This is a genomic window from Paenibacillus sp. FSL K6-2524 (genome assembly GCF_038005525.1).
GTDB classification, from domain to species: Bacteria; Bacillota; Bacilli; order Paenibacillales; family Paenibacillaceae; genus Fontibacillus; species Fontibacillus anaericanus.
The window spans coordinates 1,611,552-1,635,535 of sequence record NZ_JBBOSP010000001.1; the positions used below are offsets into that span (position 1 = coordinate 1,611,552).

A 23,984-nucleotide genomic window follows, 5' to 3' on the forward strand; every position below is an offset into this window, starting at 1 on the left:
ACAAGACTTAGTGTCCTTGTGTTCTGTTCTTATAACCTATTCAACTTATCCAACATCTTTTGACGTGTAGGATTAGTGTATAAAAGAGTTGTGTGAATGTTACTATGCCCAGCAATATTTGCCACTTCATGAACGTCAAAGCCATTCTCAAGTGCGTTAGAGCAAAAGTGATGGCGCAAATCATGTGGTGATAAAACGTGCTCAAGTCCAGCTTTTAGACTATATTGGGTAAACATATCATTAGCGGTAATACGACTCATTCGTTCCCTTTTGTTAGACACAAACAGATATGGACTATCCGCATGTTTGTGTTCCTTTCTGTTCTTCAAATAATCCTTAATAGCATTGACTACTTTGCCATTCAACAATATGGTTCTTTCCTTATCGCCCTTGCCCTCACGAATGACCAACTCATTAGAAGAAAGATGTAAGTCCGTATCAATAATAATATTTAGTGCTTCGCTAATGCGACAACCAGTATACGCTAGCATTGTGACAAGAGCGAAGTCTCTTGAATTGCCCTTCTCAATCACAGCTTGCATAAATTTGTTTACATCCTTTTCAGTGAATTGAGCAGGGGAAGCAAATTGTTGTTGTACTTTTCGTCGGTTACTCTTGGTAACGACCATATCAGGTTGTACACCAATTGAGACAAGGTACACGTTGTATTTTTGAAGTGCTGCGATCTTGGCATTGATTGTAGTTGCTCCTTGACCTTTTACGGTTTGTAGGTGCTGAACATAGTCCTTGATGTTTTGTGCATACAGAACGGTTGGTTCTTTATCGTATGAACCTTCAAACCACTTGAAGAAGTCTTTGATTGCTAATTGGTAGTTGTAGATTGTATTTAGTGATCGGTCTTCTTCTTGAAGTTGCTCGATAAATCCGCGGATTAAGGTCATATTCTAGTCCCCCATAAATTATGTTTACTTCCAATTGGCTATGCTATCAATAAGTTATGTATGGTTTTACATCCTAATCCTAGCATTTGTGATCATGAAAGTAAACATAATTTATATTATGAATGGTTTTTGAATTGAGATGGTATTACTTTATCTGGTTATGGCAAGGGAGCATATGTTGGTAGGTAGGGGCATATTTATTACTTTCTAGATTATGTCTAGTTTACTGAGAGAGCTAGGCACATCCGCAGCTCGACTTATGGAATATTGAGAGGATCTATGAATGTAATAAGTATGAAGCCCAATACTTTTTATCGGAGGGTGAAGGAGTTAGAATGTAGCAACATGAACTAGCCCTACGAAATGATGATCCCCTATATAAAAAGCTGTAGACCTTAACGGAGATCTACAGCTTTTTGTATAGGGGATATTATTTACCTTTTGATGTTATGATGCGGCTGTATAAGAGAGTAGCACATCTGTTCAACGAATAAGTTTTTATTTTATAAAAAAAATATAGAAAATCAATTGCGAATGTGATAGTATAATCGGAAATAAAACATATAAAATTTATTATATCAATATTTATCACTCTTGTAAACACTTTTTTTGAAAAAAGACTAGCAGATTTTATTTTAACAGAGAGTGAATATTTCATACTACTTAAGAGAGAAGGGAACTCATGCCTTGGTGTACCCGTACTTTGGAATTTGTGAGTAATAATATCGTTAAGGAATCATTCCAACGTGAGGAATAAACGTAAATTTTAGATGATCACAATCAGCTGTCAGCAATTTACTTAGCTCACAGATGAGAGTATGTCGTTTTAGAGTGATCTAAATGTTGCAGACCATGTGACTTGTTGTAATATTCATATCTAGGAGTGACATCATGATAAACACAATGATAGTTTTTAAAGTAAACGAAAACGACTTTAATACAGAGGAATCACATAAGTGGTTCCTTGATTTCCAAGCTAAAAGAACAGGAAAGTCGAAGTTCTACAAAACAGCTGTAATACCAAAGGTAGAAGCGACAAAGATAGGTAAAGAAGAAGAGTTCAATCGTTTAATGCAGCTCGTAGGAGCTGTAGGTGTAGACTTCTTGCTGGAATGTTACGATAACACAATGGAAGGCAAGGGAGCTGTAGTAGATGCTGAACAGATCCAAGGAAATGTAGTTCAAGCACTTAAAGGTATAACATTTACTAAGACGGAAGGAGTGACATGTGGAGAAAAAGGAGTTATTGAGGAAGATAATTATATGGGAAGGTTCGATAGGATTGACAGCCTTAAGCAGCAACTCGATTCGTATAGGCCACTGCCAAAGGAGTCAGTAGAAAGCCTTCAAAAAGCAATTGCAGTTGATATGACATATAATTCGAATGCCATTGAAGGCAATACTCTGAGACTTATTGAGACAAAGGTTGTCGTCGAAGATGGAATCACAATAGGTGGCAAGACTGTTAGAGAACACCTTGAAGCATTGAACCATTATGAAGCGTTGGAATATGTTATGTCGATAGTTAACGATGCTGAGATTGGTGAAGATACGATAAAGAACATTCACTATTTGGTTATGAAAGGCATCGATAAGGAAGCAGCTGGATCGTATCGAATGTCCAAAGTTGTTTTATTTGGTAGTGAACATGTGCCGCCTAATTATATGCAGGTTCCATCTGAGATGGAGAAGTTAATCTCTTGGTATGATGCAGCTAAAATGCATCTTCATCCAGTAGAACTGGCCGCACAGTTTCTTTTCGGTTTTGAATCTATATATCCTTTCAGAGATGGCAATGGACATACAGCCCGATTGTTGATGAACTTGATCCTAATTAAGTATGGATATCCAGAAACGACAATAAGAGTTGCTGATCGCTGGAGATACTACGATGCACTGGAGACTGCAAGCACTAATGGGGAGACAGAAAAATTAACGCAGCTTATCATTGAATGTATTGAGGCTAGTTTCGAAAGGTATTTCTTCATTACTGGAATAGATTTTGATAATAGTGAGTGATATATTGCATTTTGATGTAGCTGATACTACTTTGCTTTTTTGAGGTTAGTTCAAAATAATTCAGATGAAAAGACCTTGAAGACGTATCCACACATGCTCAAGATCATGCTGTGTGAGAATGTAGAAAAGCTTTATTGGAACAATAGGATATAAATGTTATAATATGTATATATTAAGAAAGACCGTAGTTAGTAGCTACGGTCATCACGATAGCTGCTTTTAAGGGCAGTTGGCTTGAGCAAAAAGTGACGAATTACAAGAAAAGTAGATCGCGTACCTTTGTCAGAGGGCGGTCTACTTTTTCTTTAGGTATGTGAGTAAAGCGAGAATGAACATTCCAAAAATGAACATTAAACTCAGCGCTTCAAAAACGCTCACCAGACACGCGCCACAGCTTCATTACAGGGCTTGTAAGTGCGGGTGAAGACATAAGTGTGATTCAGAGTCAGAGCGGTCATAGCTCAGCAGATATAATTCTACGTTACAGTATACCAAGTGAAGAAGATAAGCAGCATGCAGTTGAACGATTATACAACGAATAGCCACTCTTATGGGTGGCTTTTGCTGCATAGGGTGATAGTTTTTGCTTAAACAATGTTACTGAGAGAAAGCACCATAACACATCCAGCCAGCGACCCAAGAGAGAAATTTTGCGATATGATAAGGGTGAAATTTAATCAAGGAGTCCAATTACAATATATGGTATGATTATGTTCGCTAGGTATATAGACTCATATCAGATCAAAGATATCTGTTGCATCCAGAGTCCATTGGATAGGATGACATGACCTTGAGCCAGCCGAGTAGCTTCACCTATTTAACTACATAGGACGATTACACAAACTCTTCTATCCGTCCATATGAGAGGTAAATGCGAGATCGTAGATTAGGAGTTATCTGAAAGATGAGTAACATCATACAATTCATCCAACAATGATTCTTAAGGAGATAGGATTATGGCAGATAGAATGGATAAAGCTTTTACACAGTGGAAACAAAGAAAAAATAATAATAGAATTACTGCAATTTGTAAACCTTGTTGGGAGCTTAACTATTGTCCTTATGGTCCCCTTGTAGAAAATTTCCCTATTACAGAAAACGAGGAGCAACTTTGTAGAATTTTTGGTCATCTATGTCCCGTTTTTTTTGTTGCCGAACCATTTACTGAGACTAAAAAGCTGAGGAATATAACAAGAAATATTCCTCAAATAGTTAAATTTAAAGTATTGCGAAGAGATAATCAGGTTTGTCAAGAATGTAAAAAAAATGTACTTGATGAAGAAATGAATTTTGATCATATTATTCCCTGGTCTAAAGGTGGTTCCTCAGATGAAAGGAATATTAGGCTTCTTTGTGAATCGTGCAATAAAAAAAGAGGAAGTAGATATGAGGATGAATTTTTAACCCCTGTGTTTCAGGAAATATTTTATGAACCTGAAACGATTGATCTTGATATGCTTGAAGATTTATTAAGATTTGTGTCGTTATGGTTTTATTTTGATCATAAACGAGGGTTCGCTCCTACAGAAGAGCAATACTGTAAAATTATAAAAACTGAAGACATTGAAACGGATAAATTTATGTTTTTCTTAGTCTTACAATTAGTAGAGTTGTTAACAAGTGATGAATCATTTATACAAGTTAAGAAAAAAATGAATGCTTTAAGATTTCGTTGGGGTATTAAAGAAGGAAAGATTCATTCAATTAGTGAAACATGTAAAAAGTTTAATATTGATGCAAAATATTATATTGATTCAGAGATGCTCATACTAAGAAGATTAGGCTTTATTCTTGAGAATGATACACAAACATCCAGTAACTATCATGAATTGAACATAGATTTAGGAACATATATCGAGGATCATCAGATATTATCTTAACAAGTAGTGATTTTGGTTAGGTTACCTTCGAAGACTCATCCATCCGATAACAAAGTATTCACGAAACGGCTACCTCCATATGATATTTAGAAATTCAATAGACTTCGCTCTAAGATAAGAGCTACCTAAGGCTGGGTCACGTATGCGGGAACGTTAGGTGAAATCCTCGGAAAATCGGAAATCACAAAGGAGAAGCCAATGCATATTACCATTGAAGATAACTATTTAGTCTATATTTATTTAAAGGAACAGTCTAAATATGTTGATAATATTGGAGGAGAATCATCAGTAAGATGCTTTTTGCTCTATGATCATGTTGGTAATTGGATTGGCGTTAGAATAACGAACAGAGACACAGATGGTAATATTATAAACTTACCAAATATCGGAGCCATTGATTACCCAATGCACAATGGCGAAGTAGTAAATTTAAATGACGAAATAATTCTTAAGTTCGATAAAGACATTGGTGTTGATAATTTTAAAGAACAAGATTGTAATTTAGATATTCATCCTGAGGGTATTTACGGTGTCGAGATGATACTCTGGGCAGGAAACAATATTAATTTGAAAGAAAAAGTAAGACCATTTATAAAGAGAGATATTTGAAAATATATAAGTAGATCAGGAAGTCGAGGACTTCATCTAACACTGCATTCAGCATCGTCGCTAGCGCTCCTTTAAGCCTCTCGGGTTCGTAGATACAAGAACGTTATGAGAAATGTCCAATAAGAGGGGAAGAAAATAAATGAATCAATCGAGTTCACAGAAGCCCTTATTAGAATTAAGACTTTACGATAACGCAATAGATTTTTTGAATAGAAGTATAAGTTCGTATTTAGTAGCAATTGAAGAAGATACCTATTTTGAATACAAATATGCAATTTTATTTTTAGCGACAGGAAGTGAACTAATATTAAAGAGCCTTTTAGAGGACGTACATCCTTTATTTATTAGAGAAAATTTAGATAAAGAGGAGAAAACTGTTTCAGCAGAAAATCTTGTTACAAGAATTAATAAAGTTTTTTCTTATGAAACAACATTAAAAACAATTTCAAATCACGATAGGGAAAACTTCGAAGCTATTAGAACCATTCGAAATAATATCATACATAAAGAAGTGATATTTGATGAAAATACTAATCCAAAGAAAATATTTGCTGAAACACTATATTCTTTAGATAGAGTTGTTAAAGAGTTTAAAGGGAAGACTTTATCATCAGTACTTGAAAATTGGTCATTAGTTGTTAATGTGGACGAAATAAAGACAACTTACTATAGGAATGCAAAAGGAATCAAAATAGGAACAATTGCCTTGCCATGTGCATTTTGTTCAATTGAGAAACTTGTAAAGGACGGAGAAGGTTTAAGGTGTCTTCACTGTGGACAAAAATATAAGACTATTTTTGAAGCTGTTCATACAATAGATGATGAAGACTTGAAAGAAAATTTATTTCTAGCTTTTGTGGAAGAAAAAGAAAAAGAAAAGTGTAATTTTTGTGATTGTCCTGAATGTGATACTGCTGATTATGCATGGTATGATCCTAAATTGAATGCTCTAATGTGTTTTAAATGTGGTAATTTACAAAGCACGAAGTGTTCAAGATGCTCTTGTAATTCAGTTATAGAAGCCTACTACGACTATGATAGTGGCATAACAGAACACGCCGAATACTGTGTGAATTGTGATGACTACATAAATACAGATATATGTTCAGGCTGTAATAAAGATTATTATAAACTGGAGAAGAATATTACTATAGATGTTAGAAACAATAAGATCTTCAGAAGATATTTCCCAAAACTAGTTTCAAAAGGAGAGTCTCCATTTATAATTACTAACCTTTGTCCTGAGTGCTACAGAATCACATTGCAATTAGAAGAAAAAGAGATAATTAATTTAGTTTAATTTAGGGTTCTTCGGAGAAGTGGACATTTCACATAACACCGATCTACGCAGTTGCTTCGCTCCTTGGTCGCCAAGGGGATTTTCAGAGAGGTATTTCTGGTGACACATTCAACCAGCTAAATGACCCGTTCTCTACAGTCACTTAAGCAGTTTGAAAGTCAGGAATGCTAAACGTTATCAGAAATTCTCTAAGAGAACTAACAATTTAAGAGAGGTGAGATTTATGTACTACATTGAGAGAAATAAGCTAACAAAAACTTGTGCGATAGATTTAAAAGCTATGAATGGTTACTTTTTTGACGTGTATAAGTATTTTTTTGATAAAGGATATTTTGAGGCAGCGTTTCAAGGAAGTGAATTTAAGGAACGTAGGTTGACTCCAAATCCGGTTGCATATTTTTTTGCTCATACAGGAAATAGTAAAGTCTTTCCGATTGAAAAATATTACCTTCAATATGATAAAAATACCTTATTTACTGTGATTGAGATTTTGCATGAACATATTAGAAATTTTGTTGATCATACTAGTTTTGTAGAACCTGAACAAAAAGAATTTAGAAACATGATTAATCAATATTTGAGATACTATGAGCATGGATACAAGTTAATAAAGGACGGAGGGATTACTAATTTAACATACACTGGTCTAAATGAGCTCTTAAAAACGGATTTACCAGTAGACACAGATGATGAAGTAATCGAACAGATTGAAACAGCTGTACATCTATTTTTTCATTTCTCTGCAAACAATGAACAAAAAAAGAAGGCGATAAATATATTAGCAGATGCCCTTGAACCGTTAAGAAAGAAAATGTTGGATTTTACTTCAAATGAACATGATAAGATGATTTTTGGAATAGTGAATAGTTACAAGATAAGGCACAATAATGATAAGCAATTTGATGAGTACAATAAAAAAGTTTGGTATGAGTGGATGTTTCATTATTATTTATCCACGGTACATGCAGTATTAAGACTTACTAAATGATATATTAGCTAATTCTCAGAGGTCGAGATCTTCGTAAATATTCACGCTGGGAGCTTAAAGGAGTTAAGTTGAATTATTTTCGTGATTGAGTGAAGGGTACATGATACATAAAAGAGAAGTTTTATAAGCCATAGACATCATCCCTCCGATGGTGCTTTTCTTCTGTCATGAGAGCTTTTTTGTAACCTGTAAATTTACAAAACACATAATTTAGAGTTAGTATCACTTTTATCTCAAAAACCAAGGTTTTTGATACGATTTAAGATACAAGTTTGATGATTCCGATTATAGCTTTTATTTTATCCCGAATGTACCAATACTCATCTCAAAATCTATTAATGGTATATTTACCCTATATAGTTATCAGTGTAGGGTGAAGATAAATGATAATAGGTTATGTAAGTATATCAGCAGCAGATCAGATTCTAAATCTTCAACTTGATGAGTTAATCAAGTTTTGAGTCAAAAAGATACTCCAAGAATGTGCAAGCGGTGCTAAAGATAACAGGAAGAGCAGCTACAAAATATAATTAGATATATTAGGTGAAGGTGATACACTTGTTGTATATCTATCTCTTGATGAGATTTAATCTTAAGGAGTTACCTTGATTTCAACCAATGACAACATAGATACTACTTCATCTGTTTGGAAGGTTCTCTTCGGGTTGCTGACAGTATTTGCGGAGTTCGAACGAAACATCATTATTGAACCTATACAGAGCAATTAGTAAGAGATAAGGAGATTTAACATAAATATACTCTAATAAAGAGTAAGTTTTCCAAAAAGTATAAGATATAAGGTACCTAGCGGGATGGCATTGAGAATAAAGTATGTGAGGAGATAAAATGAATAATAATATCTTTTATTCGTGGCAATCTGATCTGCCTAATAATGAAAATAGAGGATTTATAGAATCTTGTATAGTGGCATCAATAAAAGAATTGAGCAAGACGAATGAATTTCAATTGGATTTAAATTTAGATAGAGATACAAAGAATGAGCTAGGAACACCAGATATAGTAAATACAATTTTTTCAAAGATAGAGAAGTCAAAAATTTTTATTGCTGATATTAGCATAATTAATTGTGGCTCTAAGGATAGAAAAACACCAAATCCAAACGTGCTACTAGAACTAGGTTATGCAGCCAAAGTATTAGGTTGGGACAGAATAATCTGTATTTTCAATACAGATTATGGTGATTTTGATGATTTGCCATTTGATTTACGATTTAGAAGACCTCTTTGCTATAGCTTGAAAGGGAAAGAGAAATCAGAGACCAAAAAAATAATTGTAAAAATAATTACCCAAACAATCAAGGGACTCTATATAAAAGGTTTACTTGGTGATGATTTTAATGACTACTTTAAAATGCAAGTAGACACGCAGGTATTATCAATAATTAATCACCTAATTAAAATAGTATATGGTTATGAGACAAGACTCGATGAGTTAGAATCTTATAGAACTTTTATAAACTTAAAACGTGAAGAAATACTATCGTTATTGAGTAGAAGGAAGTATATTGGATTTCAAGTAAATAAGAAATTTGAACCTATTGGAAAGGAACTAAGGATTTTATTAGATAGCTTCACCTCTCCCTACTTTAATAAGGAAATAGGAATTGTCATTGTTACTTTTATAAACTGGATTAATAGATTTGATAAGTTTACCAGTTTGAGACAATCACCAGATTTATTTATATGTTCAGATGAGAAGGTAATTGGATATATAGCAGTTTATGGACCAGATATAAATCCAAATAATAAAGATGGTTACTTGTTACTAAAAGAGTTAGATGACAATAATGGACAAGTCATAGACTTTGGAGAATTTCAAGAGAAACAGAAGATCGATTCGATGCTTAATTACCTTTACTTAAATGAAAAATATAATGACATATACGCTGATTTAATATTTGAATTTTTGGATCTTGTTGGAAAATGGGGCGACTATACAAACGGTAAATTAATAATTGATAATCTCAATCATTTTGAGATAAACAATACAGTAATTCCGCCTCAAAAAATAAGAAAAGCCATAAGTAAGACTGCTTCAATAGAAGAAGATATTTTGTTGTTATTGCACGAGAACTTTAATTTTGATTATATTAATTTAGTACGAACAAATGCTTTGATTCATTTTTTTCGTCAAGGTTTTATTATTGATAATCATCTTAAAATGATGGGAAGCATCCAACGTTACTTAATGGGGAAGACTAAACTGAATAGCGATTTTTCCATTTTGCCATTGGACGATGAATTTGAAATAAAACGAGGATTATCCGAAAAGGAGAGGTTAGAGGGGCTAGAAAAACTAGATAGGATTCGTCTAGGTTTCTTTGATGTTGATTATATTTATATCACTCATAAGTATGGGAATTTGATAGAGACGTTACTAAGACTAAGTGAAAATCGATCATTAAGAGACAATACAAGAGAACTGCTCTTAAAAATAATTAAAGACAGCCAGGATAATGTGATTAATCATCTAATTGAACCTCTGAAGATGTTTGTTGTTGAATCTGCAAAAGTAAATAACGAAACTACACTTAACCTTAATAAAACATTAGATGAATTTAACAAGACTAGAAACTATCATGAAAAAGACATCAATCTTTTTGTAAGTGATGTTAGACATTTAATAGTGAAAAAGTGAAATAAAGAAATCAACAACAAAGAAGAAGAGGTGACAACATAATGCATTTTAATAATTTGAACTGGTATGAAATAATAGAGTTAAGTTATCTTGAAGATTTAAAAACATTGTTTGAAGAAACTCAGCGGACATGGAAAAGTAACTTAGATGAAATAGGTGAAGAAATCGACCGACTTGATGAAGAAGATAAAGATGAGTATGTCGATTATCATTATGATATTATAATTCAAATGAGAGAGACACTGCCTAGAATTACTAACAATTCTATATTGATAAATATATATTCTTTTTTTGAAGTTCAGATGATAGATTTTTATAATGATGTAAAAAGTAAACTCTCTAGTGATGTTAATGCTAGGCATTTAACTGATAAGCTCAATTATTTGAATGAAAGTTTCGGGAGTGAGGTAGTTACAAAAGACGAAATAGCTCAACTTGATTTTGTCCGAGAACTTCGTAATAGAATCATGCATAGTAACGGCGTAATAGAAAAAAAGGACTTTACAGAATTAGTAAATAAAATAGAGGAATGTTCACATATAAAATTATCAGACAGAAAGGAAATAATACTTGATAATGATTTCATAATCAAATTGTTTGAAATTGTTGAAGATGTTCTAAGAAATCTTAATAGATGTGTCAAAAGTTTATAATTTACTCGTGAATGCGGATGATGTTTAGTTTTTGTGTAAGCTTGTAAACATTGCCTTCACCAGCTACAATTGATATACAAAAATAACGTGATAATTGAATAGTAATTTACTCTATTAAGGCAGGTTGTAGGTATCCGCGCAGTAACTTCCATCGACGGTATGACAGCTGACTGGGCACGTATCCCATGGGATGTGCTTGAGAAAATTTCTGTTCGTATCGTAAACGAAGTGGAAAACGTAAACCGTATCGTCTACGACGTTACTTCGAAACCACCTGCAACGATTGAGTGGGAATAAATTAACTGAATTATAATAAACTCTCTTTCAGTCGCTTTAGTAAGTTGATGATAGGGAGTTTTTTATGTCTGAAATTAGTTGGTTTTTCGATGAGAGTATTTACATAGATCAACCACCACTTTACAATGTAAATGTAAGCATGATTGCAAGAAGTGGTCATTGCTCTAAATTTGTTATTAATAACGGTGATATATTTGCTCTGAAAACCTTGTCAGGTATCGTTGACCCAGCGAAAGTAACTCGTTCTGCACTACAACATGCAGCTTCCGTAGCAGGTCTATTCCTGACAACTGAAGCAGTTATCGCTGACAAACCAGAACCAGAAAAACCAGGTATGCCTGATATGGGCGGCATGGGTGGAATGGGCGGCATGATGTAATCATTACATCAAAAAGCCTGATATATCAAGGAAAACGGGACCTTTAGGGGTCCCGTTTTTGCTTAAAAATCACGTAATGGCAATCATAGAGAGGGCTCAGCAACCTGTGGAAGAAAAATCGAAAGCAGACGGCGCCGTATAGGGCGTATTTTTTTTGACACAGAGTTATTTAAAGGAAGTGAAGTGATGGAATTTAGATCTTTAATTCCAATGCTGAGAATGTTGATTTGAAAATTCAATCTATGAAGGCAGGGGCTATCCGATGGAGTATTCCTTCCAAGAAATACCCTGAAAATCAATGCTAGCTAAAAAATTAACAATATCTTGTTTTCCATGATACGTAGGTATGCCATTGGGATTCTGTGCCATCAAAACAATTGGAATGCCGAGAGGAAAGTAAGGTCTAAACCTACTTCTCACTATTTCGCGTTCTGCAGAATTAAGAATTTGAGGTTTTACAATTACAATAGCAAAGGTTACACCTTGTTCTTTAACTACAGCGCCTTGATATTTCAAGGTTGTTATCTCCTCTCTTTGATTTAATAGGAATAACGATCTATATTGTAATTCGCTAAACTGGGATAATTTACCTTTTTATTCTTGTGTGTAGTTAATATTTTCGAATGGTTTCCATTATGTTTTTTACTTTGCCATCACTGTTACGTGAGGAATATCTATTAAAAATTAGAACAGGGGAATGGGGATGCCGGATCGCAATTGGAAACGTTGCAACGTGTAACACGAGTCGAGACTAAGGTAGATTACATTGAGGAACGCAATTAATGCCCGTAGCCCGCGCTCAGCAAATCGATCAGCAAAAGAAAATGCTGGATAACGAAATAATTAGGCAAATACAACGTAAAATGATTGCTGATAAATTTCAATAATCTATAGTTTAAATTATTCATGTATTAATGCGAGATTTTTATATAGTTAAAGCCCACTAACCTATATGAACTGCCTTCAAGGTATCAGTTCTGTATGGTCGGTGGGCTTTTTTCCTTATATAAAAAACTTCTCAAAAACAGGACTCCGCGACCATCACATCGAATAATGTGAAGCTACTCACCACATAATACTACCGACACGAGGAGGTGTATTTGTGATGAATGAGAAGAATAATGCGAAGCATAGCTCCAAACAAGTAAAAAAGAAACTAGGTGTTCCAAGTCTTGATGCAGAATTTGCTGGTGAAAATTCAGATGCCTATAAAGGAGCGTCCCAAAAGACGAAGAAATAGAATGAGCATAAGACCACCTAGGTATATGGTCAAGACCCAATATTGTAGACAATGAAAAAAGCCCTATAAAACTGAATTATTTAAATGACAAAGCGGCAGACTAGAATTTGGTCAGCCGCTTCAATGATTTAACTATCGTCTCCCGTTAGTTGATCGCCAATTACCTCAATAAGGGTTTCTAACTTAAGAATTAAATATTTCTCTATTTGCTTTAATAACATCTTGAATTGAAATTGCACCTGGAGAAGCTGACAGCTTTTCCATCACCTTATCACGCAGAAATGGAGCTTTTTCTTTATTCGCTTTATTTAAGGCTATGGTTAGTTCCTCTTTTGTAAGTTCTGTACAGTACGCAGGGGTTCCTGGCTGTTGTCTCCACGAATCGCTTAAAGAACCACTATCTACGGAGTCGAAGCCTAGATTGTTCGCTAGACCCATAATTTTATTTTTATGGGATAGGTCATCACCAGCAATCGCTATGGCAATGCGTCCATTAGTCCCTTCGGGAGTTCCATGATGTTCTAACGTATAGGCTAAGAAATTGTTGAAAGCTTTAATGATAGGTCTACCAAAATGATTGGATACCCACACACTTTCAACCATCCCGTTCTCAATCTCTTCGATCTTATTGCTTATTTGAGGATAATAATTTGAAGTGTCTACAACGACTACTTTCTCCCCAACTTTATCAATAATGTTGCGAATGCTTGGCAGCGTGTGGAAAGGGATTGATGTTATAAGAACATCAATATTTTTAATTACATCTTCTACGATTACAGGTATTCCTGTAAGTTTTTTCCCTTCCAAGCGTTCAATCCCACGAGCATCTGCAATCTTGACATCATGTCCATTCTCAACCAATTTTTTCGCAATATTTGATCCAATTGGTCCTGCACCTATAATTCCAAATCTCATTTTCATTCCTCCTATTTTCTACTTTATTATTGAGTCGATTGAGTAAACTGTATACATGCACTAATATATATACATTGCTCTTATTTTTGAAGAGGGAAATTAAAATTGACATAGTACTTTTTTTTGTACCAAACAGCAGATTGAGGTGGAAAGGTGTCTAGAATAAGCAAAGATGGATTTAACGAAGAATGTAAGAAGGATCACAGAGAAGTATATGGCATTGCCTATACCCAAAACATGCTTTCAGGACGTTGGAAGTACCTGATTCTATGGTTTTTAAAGTATAAACCGCATCGATACAATGAAATCAAGACTCTTTTATGGGGGATTTCACAAGGGTCTCTAACCAAGCAACTTCGAGAATTAGAAGCGGATGGCTTAATTAATCGCAAAGTTTATCCCGAAGTACCTCCGCGTGTTGAGTATTCGTTAACATCAAAAGGGGAGAAATTGATTCCAATTATTGATCTAATGGAGGAATTCGGAAAGAAGTTTGGAGACAAAATAGATTAATTATATTGGGTATTTTTAAATTAAATTGCCCATTAGCTTAATGAAGTCCAGTTCTAACATTTGATTTTGATCTAACACACTCATGATGTGAATTGTAGTCGATACTCAACTGGAGTCTTCTTTTTTAATTTAATTTGGATTCGTTCATTATTATAAAATCGAATGAACTCCTCAATTCGTTGTTGAGCCTCGCTAATTGAACTAATATCATAGGGGTAGAGTGCTTCCGTTTTTAGATGCGAGAAAAAACTTTCCATTGCGGCGTTGTCTATACAATTGCCCCGACGAGACATGCTGATTCGAGCGCCGACCTTAGGTAGTAGATCGTGGTATTCGTGGGACGTATATTGGGATCCCTGGTCGCTATGAACGATTAGATCAGCTATCTTACCAGAAGCATCCTTGTGTTGTTTAAAAGCTTTTGCAAAGGTGTTCAGCACCAACTCATTGTCATTTCTAGTGTTAGTATGAAACGCTACAATAACATTCCCACACAAATCTTTTATGGCAGACAGATAGAGACGCTGCTCCCCAACGCGGTATTGTGTGATATCTGTAACCCATTTAAGGTTTGGTTTCGTAGCAGTGAATTCACGATAAAGAGGTTTGGAGATACCCTGCCATCTGATTGCGCGGTTTGATAATTACTAAAATAGGGACGCTTAGCACGAATGATAGATCTAATACCCATTTCTTGCATCAGACGTAATACTTTCTTATGATTCACCGTTTCATTGTACTGACGTTCTAACTCACCTTGGATTCTCCTATAGCCGTAAATTCGCTCACGCTGTAGATAAATCGCCTTTATCCGCTGCTTGATTACGCCATCAGGGTCTGCTTGCTTACGCTTAAGATATCTATAGTATACGCTCCTCCATACATCAAGTAATTCACATAGCAGAGTCACTGGGTACAGATCAGATAACTCCTCGATAATTGCATACTTGCCTTTTACACCTCCCGTTTCCAGATTTCTAAGCACTTTTTTAGTACCGTATTCTCCCGTTGAAGTTGTTGGTTGTAACGATCCTTATCTATATACTCTTCTCGGCGGCCTCTGTTATCCAATAATCCGTATTCGCCTAGTTTCCTGAATTTATACACCCATTTACGTTTACGAACTCTATCTTTATCTTGTATTCCATACTTTTCTGTAATCTGCTTGTACGTCCATTTGTCCTCCTCGTGTAAACGCACGGCTTCTTTCCTTACTTCATTTGAATACAATTTATTCGTTTGCTCTCTTTTCCTCATAAAAATACACCCCTAAAGTATCATCGGTTTCCCATATGGGTTTTTCCAATGTCTACTATAAGGGGTGCACTTCAATATCCTAAGTGGTCTTTATTATCGATATGATTGGGGATGTTTTTTTTCACCAAAGTAAGTCGAAAATTTATATTAAACATATTGAAACGGTAACTAAGAACATAAAAAAATTAAATGTTCGACTCTCTCGAAGCCAACTTAATTTGCCGTAATTTCTTCCACAGATTGGACATCTGCGAACAGTTTTTGAAACTAAATAGTTGCAAGAAATACATAGAGTCATAGGGTTATTTCGTCCTTCCTCATTTTGTCTCGATAGACGTACAAAAGAAGAAAGACAGTTATATAAAAGCCCTTCTAGCGAAGGGAGCGCAATAATCAGAGACCTTTCATGAGTTCATTGAACTTTTGGGAGGTCTCTCATTATTTTTGATGTAGTCGTATTGATTTCGCAAACATTTCGGAGTGAAGTCTAAATACTTGGATTCTGGAAAAGGTGGGTATGTCTCAATCTAATTCTTCATCTAAAACACGTTTTACTAAACGACGTACTTCATCTGTTGAAGAGGTATCCATTAATTGGATTCTTAGTTCGTTTGCACCTCTAAATCCACGAACATAGATTTTGAAAAAGCGAAGAAGTGGTTTAAATAGACGTGGTTCGGTTTCTATGGAATATTTATCGTGAAGATCCAACTGTAAAAGTAGTAAATTGAGAAAATCCTTCGCGCTATGTTCTTTATGATCTTTTTCAAAAGCAAATGGATTGGTGAAAATACCGCGGCCAATCATGACACCATCAACGCCGTATTGTTCTACTAATTTTAATCCTGTTGCGCGGTCAGGAATATCTCCATTAATAGTTAACAACGTATTTGGAGCAATTTCATCTCGTAATTTTTTTATTTCAGGGATTAACTCCCAGTGTGCATCTACTTTACTCATCTCTTTTTTTGTACGAAGGTGAATGGAAAGATTCGCAATATCTTGTTTAAATAAATGTTCTAACCAATTGCGCCACTCGTCAATATTAGTGTAACCTAATCTTGTTTTAACACTAACTGGTAATCCACCTACTTTTGCTGCTTGGATAATTTCTGCTGCAACTTCAGGACGTTGTATTAATCCAGCACCTTTTCCGTTGGGCGCGACGTTGGGTGCTGGGCATCCCATGTTTAAATCGATACCACGAAAACCAAGTTTTTTCATATCAATACTCATCTGTTCAAAAAATGCTGGTTTATCGCCCCAAATATGAGCGACAATCGGTTGCTCATCTTCTGTGAATGTTAACCGACCACGGACACTATGTCTTCCTTCAGGGTGACAATAACTTTCTGTATTTGTGAATTCCGTGAAAAATACGTCGGGTTTTGCAGCTTCACTAATGACGTGACGAAATACAACATCTGTGACATCTTCCATTGGCGCTAATATAAAAAATGGCTTCGGTAAATCAAGCCAAAAGTTCTGTTCGTTACTCATTTTATCTCCTCCTGTTGCAACATCTAAAAAAGATTTTTAGCAATTGCGAAGTCCTTTATCCATCATACATAGTATCATTTCTTTTCGTTTGATGCACAGAATCTCACCTAATATCATGGGCGGTATTATGTCATAAGTTTGAGGAACGCTGATACAAGGGATTTGTTGGAGCTGGCTTAGGTAAGAAATCAACGTTTTTGGAGGCAAGATGATCAGAGGCAAGTTTTTGCGGATGCTCATCGATCATCAGACACATCATCGTGGTCAAATGACGGTATTGCTCCGTCAGGCGGGCCTAACGGTGCCGGGCGTGATGGGACCGACGAAAGAGATGCAGTAAGCTCTGCTTGCTAATACAATATCTGTTTGAACCGAGCGAGCCGTTCTGAAGGATGGACTCGCTTGTTTTTTTTAAATCCCTTCCGAATCAACAACGTATACGCAAACGGAAATATTCCAAGTAAGAGTCTGCGAATCCGTAGGCTCTTTTATTATGTCTGGAAGAAAGAGCACGAAAAATAGGATTGCTCAACATAGCCTAAATGAGTAATATGAGTATTGCATGTTCTTTTAAATATAGAGAAAAATGGGTAGGGGAGCACCATGAAAACAACACGACAGAACGCATTGATTTTCTCGTTTACGTTTATGGCTTTTATTCTGGGTACGACGGAGTATATTATTGTTGGCTTACTCTCGGAAATATCCGCGAGTCTTGGAGTTACGCTAGCGACAGCCGGGGGATTGGTATCAGGCTTCGCGATCTCTTACGCGATTGGCACACCTCTAATGATGTCCTTGTGCAGCCGTGTTCCGAAACGGATCACGATTCTTGTAACTCTTGTATTGATTCTGCTACTGAATTTGTGGAGTGCTGTAGCCGGATCTTACAGTATGCTACTGGTGACGAGAATAGTTACAGCCGTACTGTGTGGCTTTGTCCTGTCTGTAGCAATTACGATAGCTAGCGAAGTGGTTGACCCTGACAAGAGAGGCAAAGGGATTGCTACTATTCTGAGTGGTTTCGCGATTGCGAACGTGCTTGGTGTGCCGATTGGCACATTAGTAGGGCAGTTTTTCACTTGGCCGGCTGCATTTGTTCTAAATGGAATATTAGCTGGAATTGCTATTGTACTAAATTATATGTATATTCCACGCGGACTACCGAAACCTGTGCCTAGCTCGCTCAAGGATCAGTTCGAACTGCTCACGAATGGACGCATCATTCTTGCTTTCTTTATTCCGGTTATGGCTGTGGGTGCCGTATTTGTTATGTATACATACATTACACCGTTACTGGAACAAGTGATGAATATTCCTAAGAGTTCGGTCAGCGGTGTGCTGCTGGTATATGGGATTGCCACGATTGTTAGCAACTGGCTAGGAGGTAAGATTGCGTCGGGGAATGCGGTAAGCAAGCTAAGATTCGTATTTCTTATACAAACGGTAGTCTATATCGTCTTTAGTATGACCGCATCGATCCCAATTTTAGGAATGGTCGTACTCATGGTGCTAGCCACAATGTCGAGTATTGTGAGCGCACCAGCACAGCTCTATTTGATCGATTTGGCCAAGCAGTTCGCACCAAGAACGAAGGACCTTGCCGCATCGTTGAATCCAGTTGCCTCTAATGTGGGAATCGCAGGAGGATCCGCTATTGGTGGAGTGGTTGTCCGGCATGGAGGCTTAACCTCTCTTCCAATAGCTGCTGCCATTATGGCGATAGGGGCATGTTCAATTGCGGTGATATGCAGTAGGTTGGATCATCCAGGGCAAACGACGGCGAATGTTCAACATCATACCAATGGGTGAGGTTGTAAACGAAAATACCAAAGGCAAAGTGGCACTTGAAGCATGCGCAAGTGTCACTTTGCCTTTGGTTCTTCGTCTGTTATTAAGCTACTACGTCCTTTTGATGATAGGAATTGACCTTATCATGCCCTATGCTTTTACTAATAAGGAATTGAGCGGTGTAATAGGTTGACATAATGATTGGACCTGAATAGGCGACATCTGAAACAAACATATTCCAGGATAAAATGGAGTCTGAAGTGATGAACAATAAACTACCCAATATGGCCCATTTATTACCTGTCATAATAGAGAACCAACCCATCGAAGCAATAGCAACGAGATAAATAAATACGGGAATGACTAATCCTCCGTCACCTGAATCTATTAGAGCATGATATAGCTGGTATCCCATAAACCCACTAAATATAAGAATTGGAATGATAGTCAGGAATCTTAACCAAGAGAATTGCCATCTTGTGATGAATGCCGCGGTATAGAATAGATGACCAATTAGAAATGCAGACAGTCCAATCATAAACCATTGAAGAAGACCGTCACCAAGCATACAGAAGAATAAACCGATAAGTGTAATTAAAGAATATAAATCTTTTACACTTGGTTTCTGTAAATAAGCATGAATCAGAATTAGCCACATCGGAATTAATTTATAAATTAGTGCAGAGCTCCCAAAAATATAAACAAGCCCCATCACCAGAATTGCTGCAGGTAACCACCGTTTCATTATTCATACCCCCGGCATATTTGATTTAAAGTTAGCAGCTCTGTGGCTTTATTCATCCGCATTTCGCTAATTATATCAGATAGTGCATTTGTGGTTAATGTTTAATTAACCGGCTCAAATGAATTGGAGACATCGAGAACTCGTCTGCTATTGAATTTTAGCACAGGTTGGAATTGCAATAGTCTTGTTCAATAATTTGATGTACTTTTTTAATGAGGTATTCTTGTTTTGTACTTCGTTTTTGTATTTCTTGAGAACTGATATTTGATAAGAGCTTCGATGCTGTACTTGCCATTTTAAGCAGAGAGAGTGGCAGTCGAACAATTTGAAAACAATATCTATATCCACTGAATGTTAGTCTTGTAGATGATGTTGAGGGTGGCCTGAGAATATTTATGGAAAAGGCAAAACAAAGCAGGTTTAGATAAGATTCAAGACGAATATAAGAAGCAATGGTTGCAGTATTTGGATGATGCAAATATTAGGTGAGCCAGTTTAAAGTATGACTCAGGGAGAACAGCAGGACTAACGTCCTGTTGTACTCTATTACAAGGGGGTAATTTTTATGAAAATTCACTTTCATGGAACAGCTGCATTTGAAGGAATTCCTTCTTTATTCTGCCATTGCGAGACTTGTAAGCAAGCCAAAGTACTTGGCGGGAAAAATATTCGTACACGGACTTCGGTCTTGATTGATGAGGTGCTAAAGATCGACTTTCCGGCGGATACCTTACATCATTCCATCCGTGATTCTGTTGATATGGATAAGGTTCGTGATTTATTATTTACACATTCACATTCCGATCATTTGTACCCTGAAGATTTACTGATTCGTGCGTTTGGTTATGCCCAATTTATTGAAGAGGAAGAGCTCCATCTGTATGGTCATGACTTGCCTATTAAGCACTGCAGTCAATTGCTCGCCACGGAATCGCATCGCTTCCAATTCCACAACTTGAAACCGTTTGAAACCGTACAAGCACAAACAGCTACGATTACCCCATTGCTTGCCAAGCATGATCCTAAAGAAACTTGTTTATTGTACATAATAGAGAAGGACGGCAAAACTATATTTTATGGTCACGACAGTGGTTGGTTTCCTGAACAGACTTGGGACTGGTTGAAAGGGAAGAAGCTGGATCTTGCCATTCTGGAATGTACAACGGGGAATGCCGAACAATGCGACGGTCATATGAATGTCAAGGATACACTAAAAACACGGGATTGGTTGGCCCAGAATAATGTTATGAAAGTGGAAGGGAAAATCGTGGTAACTCATTTCTCTCATAATGCCCATCTGCTACATGAAGATTTGATGCAAATTTTTGAACCGAAAGGTATTATAGTTGCATTTGATGGGATGCAACTGGATATATGAATCCAGGTCTACACTCATGAATTGAAGTTATTGCTGTGATGTCCGTGGTTGTCTTACTGGTTCTATGCTTCACATTTTTAAGCTGATCTTGCAGAAGCAAATAATATGAGTATAAATGAGTTTATGGAAATTTTTGATGTTGATATTTTGCTTGATACCAATAAAAGAATTGATACAAGCAAACGGCAGAAAATGCTGAAGATGTTTCGGTAGTATCTCATGGAATCACTCATGGCATTATTATTCTATTCAATAGAACCAGAATCTCTAGATGAACTGGAAGCTGGACTTGCTAATGCGAATATATCAAAGATAATATATGATGATGGCAAGTACACAGTTGAGTAAATGATATGGATTATGTAGAAAAAGGTAATAAATAAGAATAAAAAAAGCACTTGATAGAAAGCTTTGCAAAACGAATACTGATTCAGTAACAACAACCCCAATGCTACATAGGCACTGGGGTTGTTGTATACGATTAAAAGGATGATCTGATCCATTCATGCTGAGTACATAGAATTTAGCTATCCTCGCATTAAAAATTGCTGACTCATCCTGGTTATTTACATACAACATAATTTGACCTACCTCGACGTCATGTACTACAACGAACGTTTTGCGGAACGAGTCATTCGTGGGTTTGGAGATCTGGAGGTTAGGAAGAAATTGAACGAGATGTTTGAGACACGTTATCCAGCTTCACTTATGCAAGCGTAACTAAGGTTGGGTGTTCTTTGGGGTGGGGCTTCTCCCCACCCCAAAGAACATCACCACTTAACAATCCGAAGAGATACCTCTACCAAGCTTACACAAACTTCTTGACGCTACCAATGCCATAAAAGTATTCGAGAAATATCATCTTAAATAAAACAACAGGGTCAATCTCAGTCGTCCATTATCCGCACAATACAAGGGCCGAACTTGTTCATCGATAAAGGAAAAGTCGATATGTTTATCTACTTTGCGCAGCAAATGATCTTGCGGGACCAAATCTTCCATGGAATCAAACTCGTAGACTTGTTGTTTTTCTCGGTTGGAACGTAGCATGTAGAATACCATCCGTTCTATAATAGTTACCTATATTATACAACGTTAACGCGGTGTCGTCTTAAATAATTAGGTCATAAAGAAGGCTGTCGAGAAAGTCTCGACAGCCTGGGAGTGAACTGTGACCCGTAAGATGGAAACTTTGAAAAAAGTGACCCTCTTACGGGTCATTTGTGTTTTAATCGAACTATTGAAACAAAACCGTGGAAGAACTCATCAATAAAACGAGAGGTGATTTAAAGATGTTCAACGAAAATGAGATTAAACAGCTAGAGGGGAATCCAAATGTCGAGAACGTGACGGAGAAGAGTATTACGTATTCACCTACGTTTAAACTTGCAGCAGTTAAGGCCTATAAAGAGGGACAAACCCCGATGGAGATTTTCCTCAAAGCCGGATTTAATATGGATATTATCGGTCGTAAGAAACCCAAGCATTGCCTAAACCGTTGGCGTAATTCTTACCAGGCTCATGGAGAAGATGGACTGCTTGAGAATCATCGGGGAAAAGGATCTACGGGCAGAAGACCTGCAGGAGAACTCTCCACCGAAGAAAAACTAAAACGTGCGGAAGCACGAATCAAGCTACTTGAGATGGAGAATGACTTTTTAAAAAAGCTCGAGGCGCTCGAAAAGCAGAAAATGCTGAGGAAACGTTGACACCCTCCGAGCGCTTCCAGATCATTAACCACACCATCCGCAAGCACGGCCTACAGCGTATGACGCGCTACCTATGCAAGTTGGCCCATGTGAGTTTAAGCGGTTATTACCGCTGGCTTGCGGCTGAGGAATCCAGACAGTTACGAGAGGAAGCAGATGAGCGTGACGCTTTCCTTATCCAAAAGCACTTTGACGATTTGAATGGTAAAGCTGGAGCCTTAGTAGTGAAGATGAGACTTGAACGGAAGAGCAGCGTTGTCATGAACCACAAGAAGATTCGAAGATTAATGCGAAAATATAACCTTATTGCTACGATTCGGCAAGCCAATCCCTATCGTAAGATGGCGAAAGCTACAAAAGAGCACCAAACATGTCCAAATCTACTAAAGCGTGAGTTTGACCAAGGAGAGCCTGAGAAGGTACTGCTGACGGATATAACCTATATGCACTATGGGCATGGACAATGTGCCTATCTGTCCGTGGTGAAGGATGGATCGACGAGACAAGTTTTGGCTCATTATCTCTCCTCCTCTTTGGCCCTATCGCTAGTGGAACGGACTATGGAAAGGTTGCTGGATCGACTGGATAGCAATATTCATCCTGAGGCCATTTTACACTCTGACCAAGGGATGCATTATACTCACCCAAAGTTTCATCTTCTCGTCAATAAGGCTGGCATTAAGCAGTCCATGTCCCGCAAAGGGAATTGCTGGGATAATGCCTCGATGGAGACATTCTTCGGTCATATGAAGGATGAGCTAGAGTATAAATCGTGTACGACCATTCAGGAATTACGAGTTCGAGTAAATGACTATATGGAATATTACAATACGGAGCGTTACCAGTGGACATTAAAACAGATGACTCCTGATGAATTCAGAAGTCATCTGTTGACTGCCTAACGAAAGGCTCTTTTTCAGAACTGTCTACAAATAAGGTCACAGTTCAGAGACCCCTTGGGGTCCTTTTTTATATAGCAAGTCACAAAAACGCCACATTTTCTGTGAACATAGTTTTTGAGAGTATCCTCGAAGTGAATATTCAGCTTCTTAAGAGCGTGCCACTACCCTTATTCGTAATTTTATTAATTTATATAGATGCTATTTATGATAGTCAAGTCAAAGCGGATCGAAGGAATGTCTCCCGTGGAGTTTGACCTTCCTTGTACGGGTAGCTGCTGCAATCTTAAATGCTGGTGCTTACGTGATTGCATTCTCCGATACAATCTACTCATTAGTATTCCCCCCGTTT

The 23,984-nt window shown here is 36.8% G+C and carries 26 protein-coding genes and 4 pseudogenes; 19 read left to right on the forward strand and 11 right to left on the reverse strand.

The annotated features are described in order from the left end of the window. Positions 1-29: 29 nt before the first annotated feature. Positions 30-902 (reverse strand): tyrosine-type recombinase/integrase, encoded by an 873-nt coding sequence (locus NST85_RS07015; RefSeq protein ID WP_341188945.1) that lies wholly within the window; start codon positions 900-902, stop codon positions 30-32. An 891-nt stretch (positions 903-1,793) separates the two neighbouring features. Between NST85_RS07015 and NST85_RS07020 the strand changes: the two genes are divergently transcribed. Next, on the forward strand, positions 1,794-2,921 hold the full coding sequence (locus tag NST85_RS07020) for a Fic family protein (protein WP_341188946.1): 1,128 nt from the start codon (positions 1,794-1,796) through the stop codon (positions 2,919-2,921). 294 nt (positions 2,922-3,215) lie between these two features. Here the strand turns inward: NST85_RS07020 and NST85_RS07025 are convergent, their stop codons facing one another. Beyond that, positions 3,216-3,299, reverse strand: coding sequence for a putative holin-like toxin (locus NST85_RS07025; RefSeq protein WP_341191086.1), 84 nt, complete (start codon positions 3,297-3,299; stop codon positions 3,216-3,218). Between the two features lie 578 nt (positions 3,300-3,877). Here NST85_RS07025 and NST85_RS07030 point away from each other — a divergent pair. From NST85_RS07030 to groEL, 9 genes and pseudogenes are all read left to right on the forward strand, one after another. Then, positions 3,878-4,801, forward strand: a complete 924-nt coding sequence (locus NST85_RS07030) for an HNH endonuclease (RefSeq protein ID WP_341188947.1) — start codon at positions 3,878-3,880, stop codon at positions 4,799-4,801. 198 nt (positions 4,802-4,999) lie between these two features. After that, positions 5,000-5,410, forward strand: a complete 411-nt coding sequence (locus NST85_RS07035) for a hypothetical protein (protein ID WP_341188948.1) — start codon at positions 5,000-5,002, stop codon at positions 5,408-5,410. 139 nt (positions 5,411-5,549) lie between these two features. Beyond that, on the forward strand, positions 5,550-6,710 hold the full coding sequence (locus tag NST85_RS07040) for a hypothetical protein (protein ID WP_341188949.1): 1,161 nt from the start codon (positions 5,550-5,552) through the stop codon (positions 6,708-6,710). 223 nt (positions 6,711-6,933) lie between these two features. Then, entirely contained in the window at positions 6,934-7,698 is a 765-nt protein-coding gene (locus tag NST85_RS07045) for a hypothetical protein (protein WP_341188950.1), read from the forward strand. A gap of 605 nt (positions 7,699-8,303) precedes the next feature. Continuing rightward, positions 8,304-8,426 carry a hypothetical protein gene (locus tag NST85_RS29275; protein WP_445671149.1) on the forward strand — a complete coding sequence of 41 codons (123 nt, stop codon included), beginning with the start codon at positions 8,304-8,306 and terminating at the stop codon, positions 8,424-8,426. A 118-nt stretch (positions 8,427-8,544) separates the two neighbouring features. Then, positions 8,545-10,356 (forward strand): hypothetical protein, encoded by a 1,812-nt coding sequence (locus NST85_RS07050; RefSeq protein WP_341188951.1) that lies wholly within the window; start codon positions 8,545-8,547, stop codon positions 10,354-10,356. A gap of 41 nt (positions 10,357-10,397) precedes the next feature. Beyond that, positions 10,398-11,009 (forward strand): hypothetical protein, encoded by a 612-nt coding sequence (locus NST85_RS07055; RefSeq protein WP_341188952.1) that lies wholly within the window; start codon positions 10,398-10,400, stop codon positions 11,007-11,009. Positions 11,010-11,135: 126 nt separating this feature from the next. After that, positions 11,136-11,306: pseudogene (locus NST85_RS07060) on the forward strand (GMP synthase (glutamine-hydrolyzing)); the annotation flags it as partial. A 211-nt stretch (positions 11,307-11,517) separates the two neighbouring features. Then, positions 11,518-11,685, forward strand: a pseudogene (gene groEL, locus NST85_RS07065) (chaperonin GroEL); the annotation flags it as partial. 255 nt (positions 11,686-11,940) lie between these two features. Here the strand turns inward: groEL and NST85_RS07070 are convergent. Then, positions 11,941-12,201 (reverse strand): hypothetical protein, encoded by a 261-nt coding sequence (locus NST85_RS07070; RefSeq protein ID WP_127192031.1) that lies wholly within the window; start codon positions 12,199-12,201, stop codon positions 11,941-11,943. Between the two features lie 589 nt (positions 12,202-12,790). Between NST85_RS07070 and NST85_RS07075 the strand changes: the two genes are divergently transcribed. Then, on the forward strand, positions 12,791-12,925 hold the full coding sequence (locus NST85_RS07075; RefSeq protein WP_281278189.1) for a hypothetical protein: 135 nt from the start codon (positions 12,791-12,793) through the stop codon (positions 12,923-12,925). 183 nt (positions 12,926-13,108) lie between these two features. On the opposite strand, the gene NST85_RS07080 is transcribed toward NST85_RS07075, so the two are convergent. Next, on the reverse strand, positions 13,109-13,840 hold the full coding sequence (locus NST85_RS07080) for an NADPH-dependent F420 reductase (RefSeq protein WP_341188953.1): 732 nt from the start codon (positions 13,838-13,840) through the stop codon (positions 13,109-13,111). A gap of 153 nt (positions 13,841-13,993) precedes the next feature. Here NST85_RS07080 and NST85_RS07085 point away from each other — a divergent pair, with 153 nt between their 5' ends. Further along, positions 13,994-14,353 (forward strand): winged helix-turn-helix transcriptional regulator, encoded by a 360-nt coding sequence (locus tag NST85_RS07085; protein WP_127192029.1) that lies wholly within the window; start codon positions 13,994-13,996, stop codon positions 14,351-14,353. Between the two features lie 80 nt (positions 14,354-14,433). On the opposite strand, the gene NST85_RS07090 is transcribed toward NST85_RS07085, so the two are convergent. From NST85_RS07090 to NST85_RS07105, 4 genes are all read right to left on the reverse strand, one after another. Continuing rightward, complete coding sequence (locus NST85_RS07090) at positions 14,434-14,967, reverse strand: IS3 family transposase (RefSeq protein WP_341191087.1); 534 nt, start codon at positions 14,965-14,967, stop codon at positions 14,434-14,436. Next, positions 14,856-15,338 (reverse strand): IS3 family transposase, encoded by a 483-nt coding sequence (locus tag NST85_RS07095; protein ID WP_127192028.1) that lies wholly within the window; start codon positions 15,336-15,338, stop codon positions 14,856-14,858. The genes NST85_RS07090 and NST85_RS07095 overlap by 112 nt, the downstream gene beginning before the upstream one ends. Beyond that, positions 15,308-15,610 (reverse strand): helix-turn-helix domain-containing protein, encoded by a 303-nt coding sequence (locus NST85_RS07100; RefSeq protein WP_341188954.1) that lies wholly within the window; start codon positions 15,608-15,610, stop codon positions 15,308-15,310. The genes NST85_RS07095 and NST85_RS07100 overlap by 31 nt, the downstream gene beginning before the upstream one ends. Positions 15,611-16,132: 522 nt before the next feature. Further along, entirely contained in the window at positions 16,133-17,110 is a 978-nt protein-coding gene (locus NST85_RS07105; RefSeq protein WP_127192026.1) for a tRNA dihydrouridine synthase, read from the reverse strand. 184 nt (positions 17,111-17,294) lie between these two features. Between NST85_RS07105 and NST85_RS07110 the strand changes: the two are divergent. Both NST85_RS07110 and NST85_RS07115 read left to right on the forward strand, forming a co-directional pair. Further along, positions 17,295-17,450: pseudogene (locus NST85_RS07110) on the forward strand (DinB family protein); the annotation flags it as partial. Between the two features lie 263 nt (positions 17,451-17,713). After that, positions 17,714-18,922 carry an MFS transporter gene (locus tag NST85_RS07115; protein ID WP_341188955.1) on the forward strand — a complete coding sequence of 403 codons (1,209 nt, stop codon included), beginning with the start codon at positions 17,714-17,716 and terminating at the stop codon, positions 18,920-18,922. A gap of 82 nt (positions 18,923-19,004) precedes the next feature. Here NST85_RS07115 and NST85_RS07120 read toward each other — a convergent pair whose 3' ends face one another. Further along, on the reverse strand, positions 19,005-19,646 hold the full coding sequence (locus NST85_RS07120; protein ID WP_341188956.1) for a lysoplasmalogenase: 642 nt from the start codon (positions 19,644-19,646) through the stop codon (positions 19,005-19,007). Between the two features lie 565 nt (positions 19,647-20,211). Here NST85_RS07120 and NST85_RS07125 point away from each other — a divergent pair. From NST85_RS07125 to NST85_RS29280, 3 genes and pseudogenes are all read left to right on the forward strand, one after another. Further along, positions 20,212-21,024 (forward strand): MBL fold metallo-hydrolase, encoded by an 813-nt coding sequence (locus NST85_RS07125; protein WP_127192022.1) that lies wholly within the window; start codon positions 20,212-20,214, stop codon positions 21,022-21,024. 219 nt (positions 21,025-21,243) lie between these two features. Next, complete coding sequence (locus NST85_RS07130) at positions 21,244-21,372, forward strand: hypothetical protein (protein ID WP_341188957.1); 129 nt, start codon at positions 21,244-21,246, stop codon at positions 21,370-21,372. Between the two features lie 234 nt (positions 21,373-21,606). Then, positions 21,607-21,744, forward strand: a pseudogene (locus NST85_RS29280) (IS256 family transposase); the annotation flags it as partial. A gap of 138 nt (positions 21,745-21,882) precedes the next feature. On the opposite strand, the gene NST85_RS07135 reads toward NST85_RS29280, so the two are convergent. Next, positions 21,883-22,074 (reverse strand): hypothetical protein, encoded by a 192-nt coding sequence (locus NST85_RS07135; RefSeq protein WP_445671150.1) that lies wholly within the window; start codon positions 22,072-22,074, stop codon positions 21,883-21,885. A gap of 242 nt (positions 22,075-22,316) precedes the next feature. Between NST85_RS07135 and NST85_RS07140 the strand changes: the two genes are divergently transcribed. Next, positions 22,317-22,733 (forward strand): HTH domain-containing protein, encoded by a 417-nt coding sequence (locus NST85_RS07140; RefSeq protein ID WP_246054465.1) that lies wholly within the window; start codon positions 22,317-22,319, stop codon positions 22,731-22,733. Beyond that, positions 22,730-23,635: an IS3 family transposase gene (locus NST85_RS07145; protein ID WP_246054466.1), complete on the forward strand. Its 906-nt coding sequence runs from the start codon at positions 22,730-22,732 to the stop codon at positions 23,633-23,635. The genes NST85_RS07140 and NST85_RS07145 overlap by 4 nt, the downstream gene beginning before the upstream one ends. 182 nt (positions 23,636-23,817) lie before the next feature. On the opposite strand, the gene NST85_RS07150 is transcribed toward NST85_RS07145, so the two are convergent. Then, positions 23,818-23,967, reverse strand: coding sequence for a hypothetical protein (locus NST85_RS07150; RefSeq protein WP_170220171.1), 150 nt, complete (start codon positions 23,965-23,967; stop codon positions 23,818-23,820). Positions 23,968-23,984 lie beyond the last annotated feature (17 nt).

What these genes read in the sequence shown, in the direction of transcription:
- NST85_RS07015 (WP_341188945.1), bottom strand. Translation starts at nt 902, where the DNA reads ATGACCTTAATCCGCGGATTTATCGAGCAACTTCAAGAAGAAGACCGA.
- NST85_RS07020 (WP_341188946.1), top strand. Translation starts at nt 1,794, where the DNA reads ATGATAAACACAATGATAGTTTTTAAAGTAAACGAAAACGACTTTAAT.
- NST85_RS07030 (WP_341188947.1), top strand. Translation starts at nt 3,878, where the DNA reads ATGGCAGATAGAATGGATAAAGCTTTTACACAGTGGAAACAAAGAAAA.
- NST85_RS07035 (WP_341188948.1), top strand. Translation starts at nt 5,000, where the DNA reads ATGCATATTACCATTGAAGATAACTATTTAGTCTATATTTATTTAAAG.
- NST85_RS07040 (WP_341188949.1), top strand. Translation starts at nt 5,550, where the DNA reads ATGAATCAATCGAGTTCACAGAAGCCCTTATTAGAATTAAGACTTTAC.
- NST85_RS07045 (WP_341188950.1), top strand. Translation starts at nt 6,934, where the DNA reads ATGTACTACATTGAGAGAAATAAGCTAACAAAAACTTGTGCGATAGAT.
- NST85_RS07050 (WP_341188951.1), top strand. Translation starts at nt 8,545, where the DNA reads ATGAATAATAATATCTTTTATTCGTGGCAATCTGATCTGCCTAATAAT.
- NST85_RS07055 (WP_341188952.1), top strand. Translation starts at nt 10,398, where the DNA reads ATGCATTTTAATAATTTGAACTGGTATGAAATAATAGAGTTAAGTTAT.
- NST85_RS07075 (WP_281278189.1), top strand. Translation starts at nt 12,791, where the DNA reads ATGAATGAGAAGAATAATGCGAAGCATAGCTCCAAACAAGTAAAAAAG.
- NST85_RS07080 (WP_341188953.1), bottom strand. Translation starts at nt 13,840, where the DNA reads ATGAGATTTGGAATTATAGGTGCAGGACCAATTGGATCAAATATTGCG.
- NST85_RS07100 (WP_341188954.1), bottom strand. Translation starts at nt 15,610, where the DNA reads ATGAGGAAAAGAGAGCAAACGAATAAATTGTATTCAAATGAAGTAAGG.
- NST85_RS07105 (WP_127192026.1), bottom strand. Translation starts at nt 17,110, where the DNA reads ATGAGTAACGAACAGAACTTTTGGCTTGATTTACCGAAGCCATTTTTT.
- NST85_RS07115 (WP_341188955.1), top strand. Translation starts at nt 17,714, where the DNA reads ATGAAAACAACACGACAGAACGCATTGATTTTCTCGTTTACGTTTATG.
- NST85_RS07120 (WP_341188956.1), bottom strand. Translation starts at nt 19,646, where the DNA reads ATGAAACGGTGGTTACCTGCAGCAATTCTGGTGATGGGGCTTGTTTAT.
- NST85_RS07125 (WP_127192022.1), top strand. Translation starts at nt 20,212, where the DNA reads ATGAAAATTCACTTTCATGGAACAGCTGCATTTGAAGGAATTCCTTCT.
- NST85_RS07130 (WP_341188957.1), top strand. Translation starts at nt 21,244, where the DNA reads ATGGAATCACTCATGGCATTATTATTCTATTCAATAGAACCAGAATCT.
- NST85_RS07135 (WP_445671150.1), bottom strand. Translation starts at nt 22,074, where the DNA reads ATGCTACGTTCCAACCGAGAAAAACAACAAGTCTACGAGTTTGATTCC.
- NST85_RS07140 (WP_246054465.1), top strand. Translation starts at nt 22,317, where the DNA reads ATGTTCAACGAAAATGAGATTAAACAGCTAGAGGGGAATCCAAATGTC.
- NST85_RS07150 (WP_170220171.1), bottom strand. Translation starts at nt 23,967, where the DNA reads ATGAGTAGATTGTATCGGAGAATGCAATCACGTAAGCACCAGCATTTA.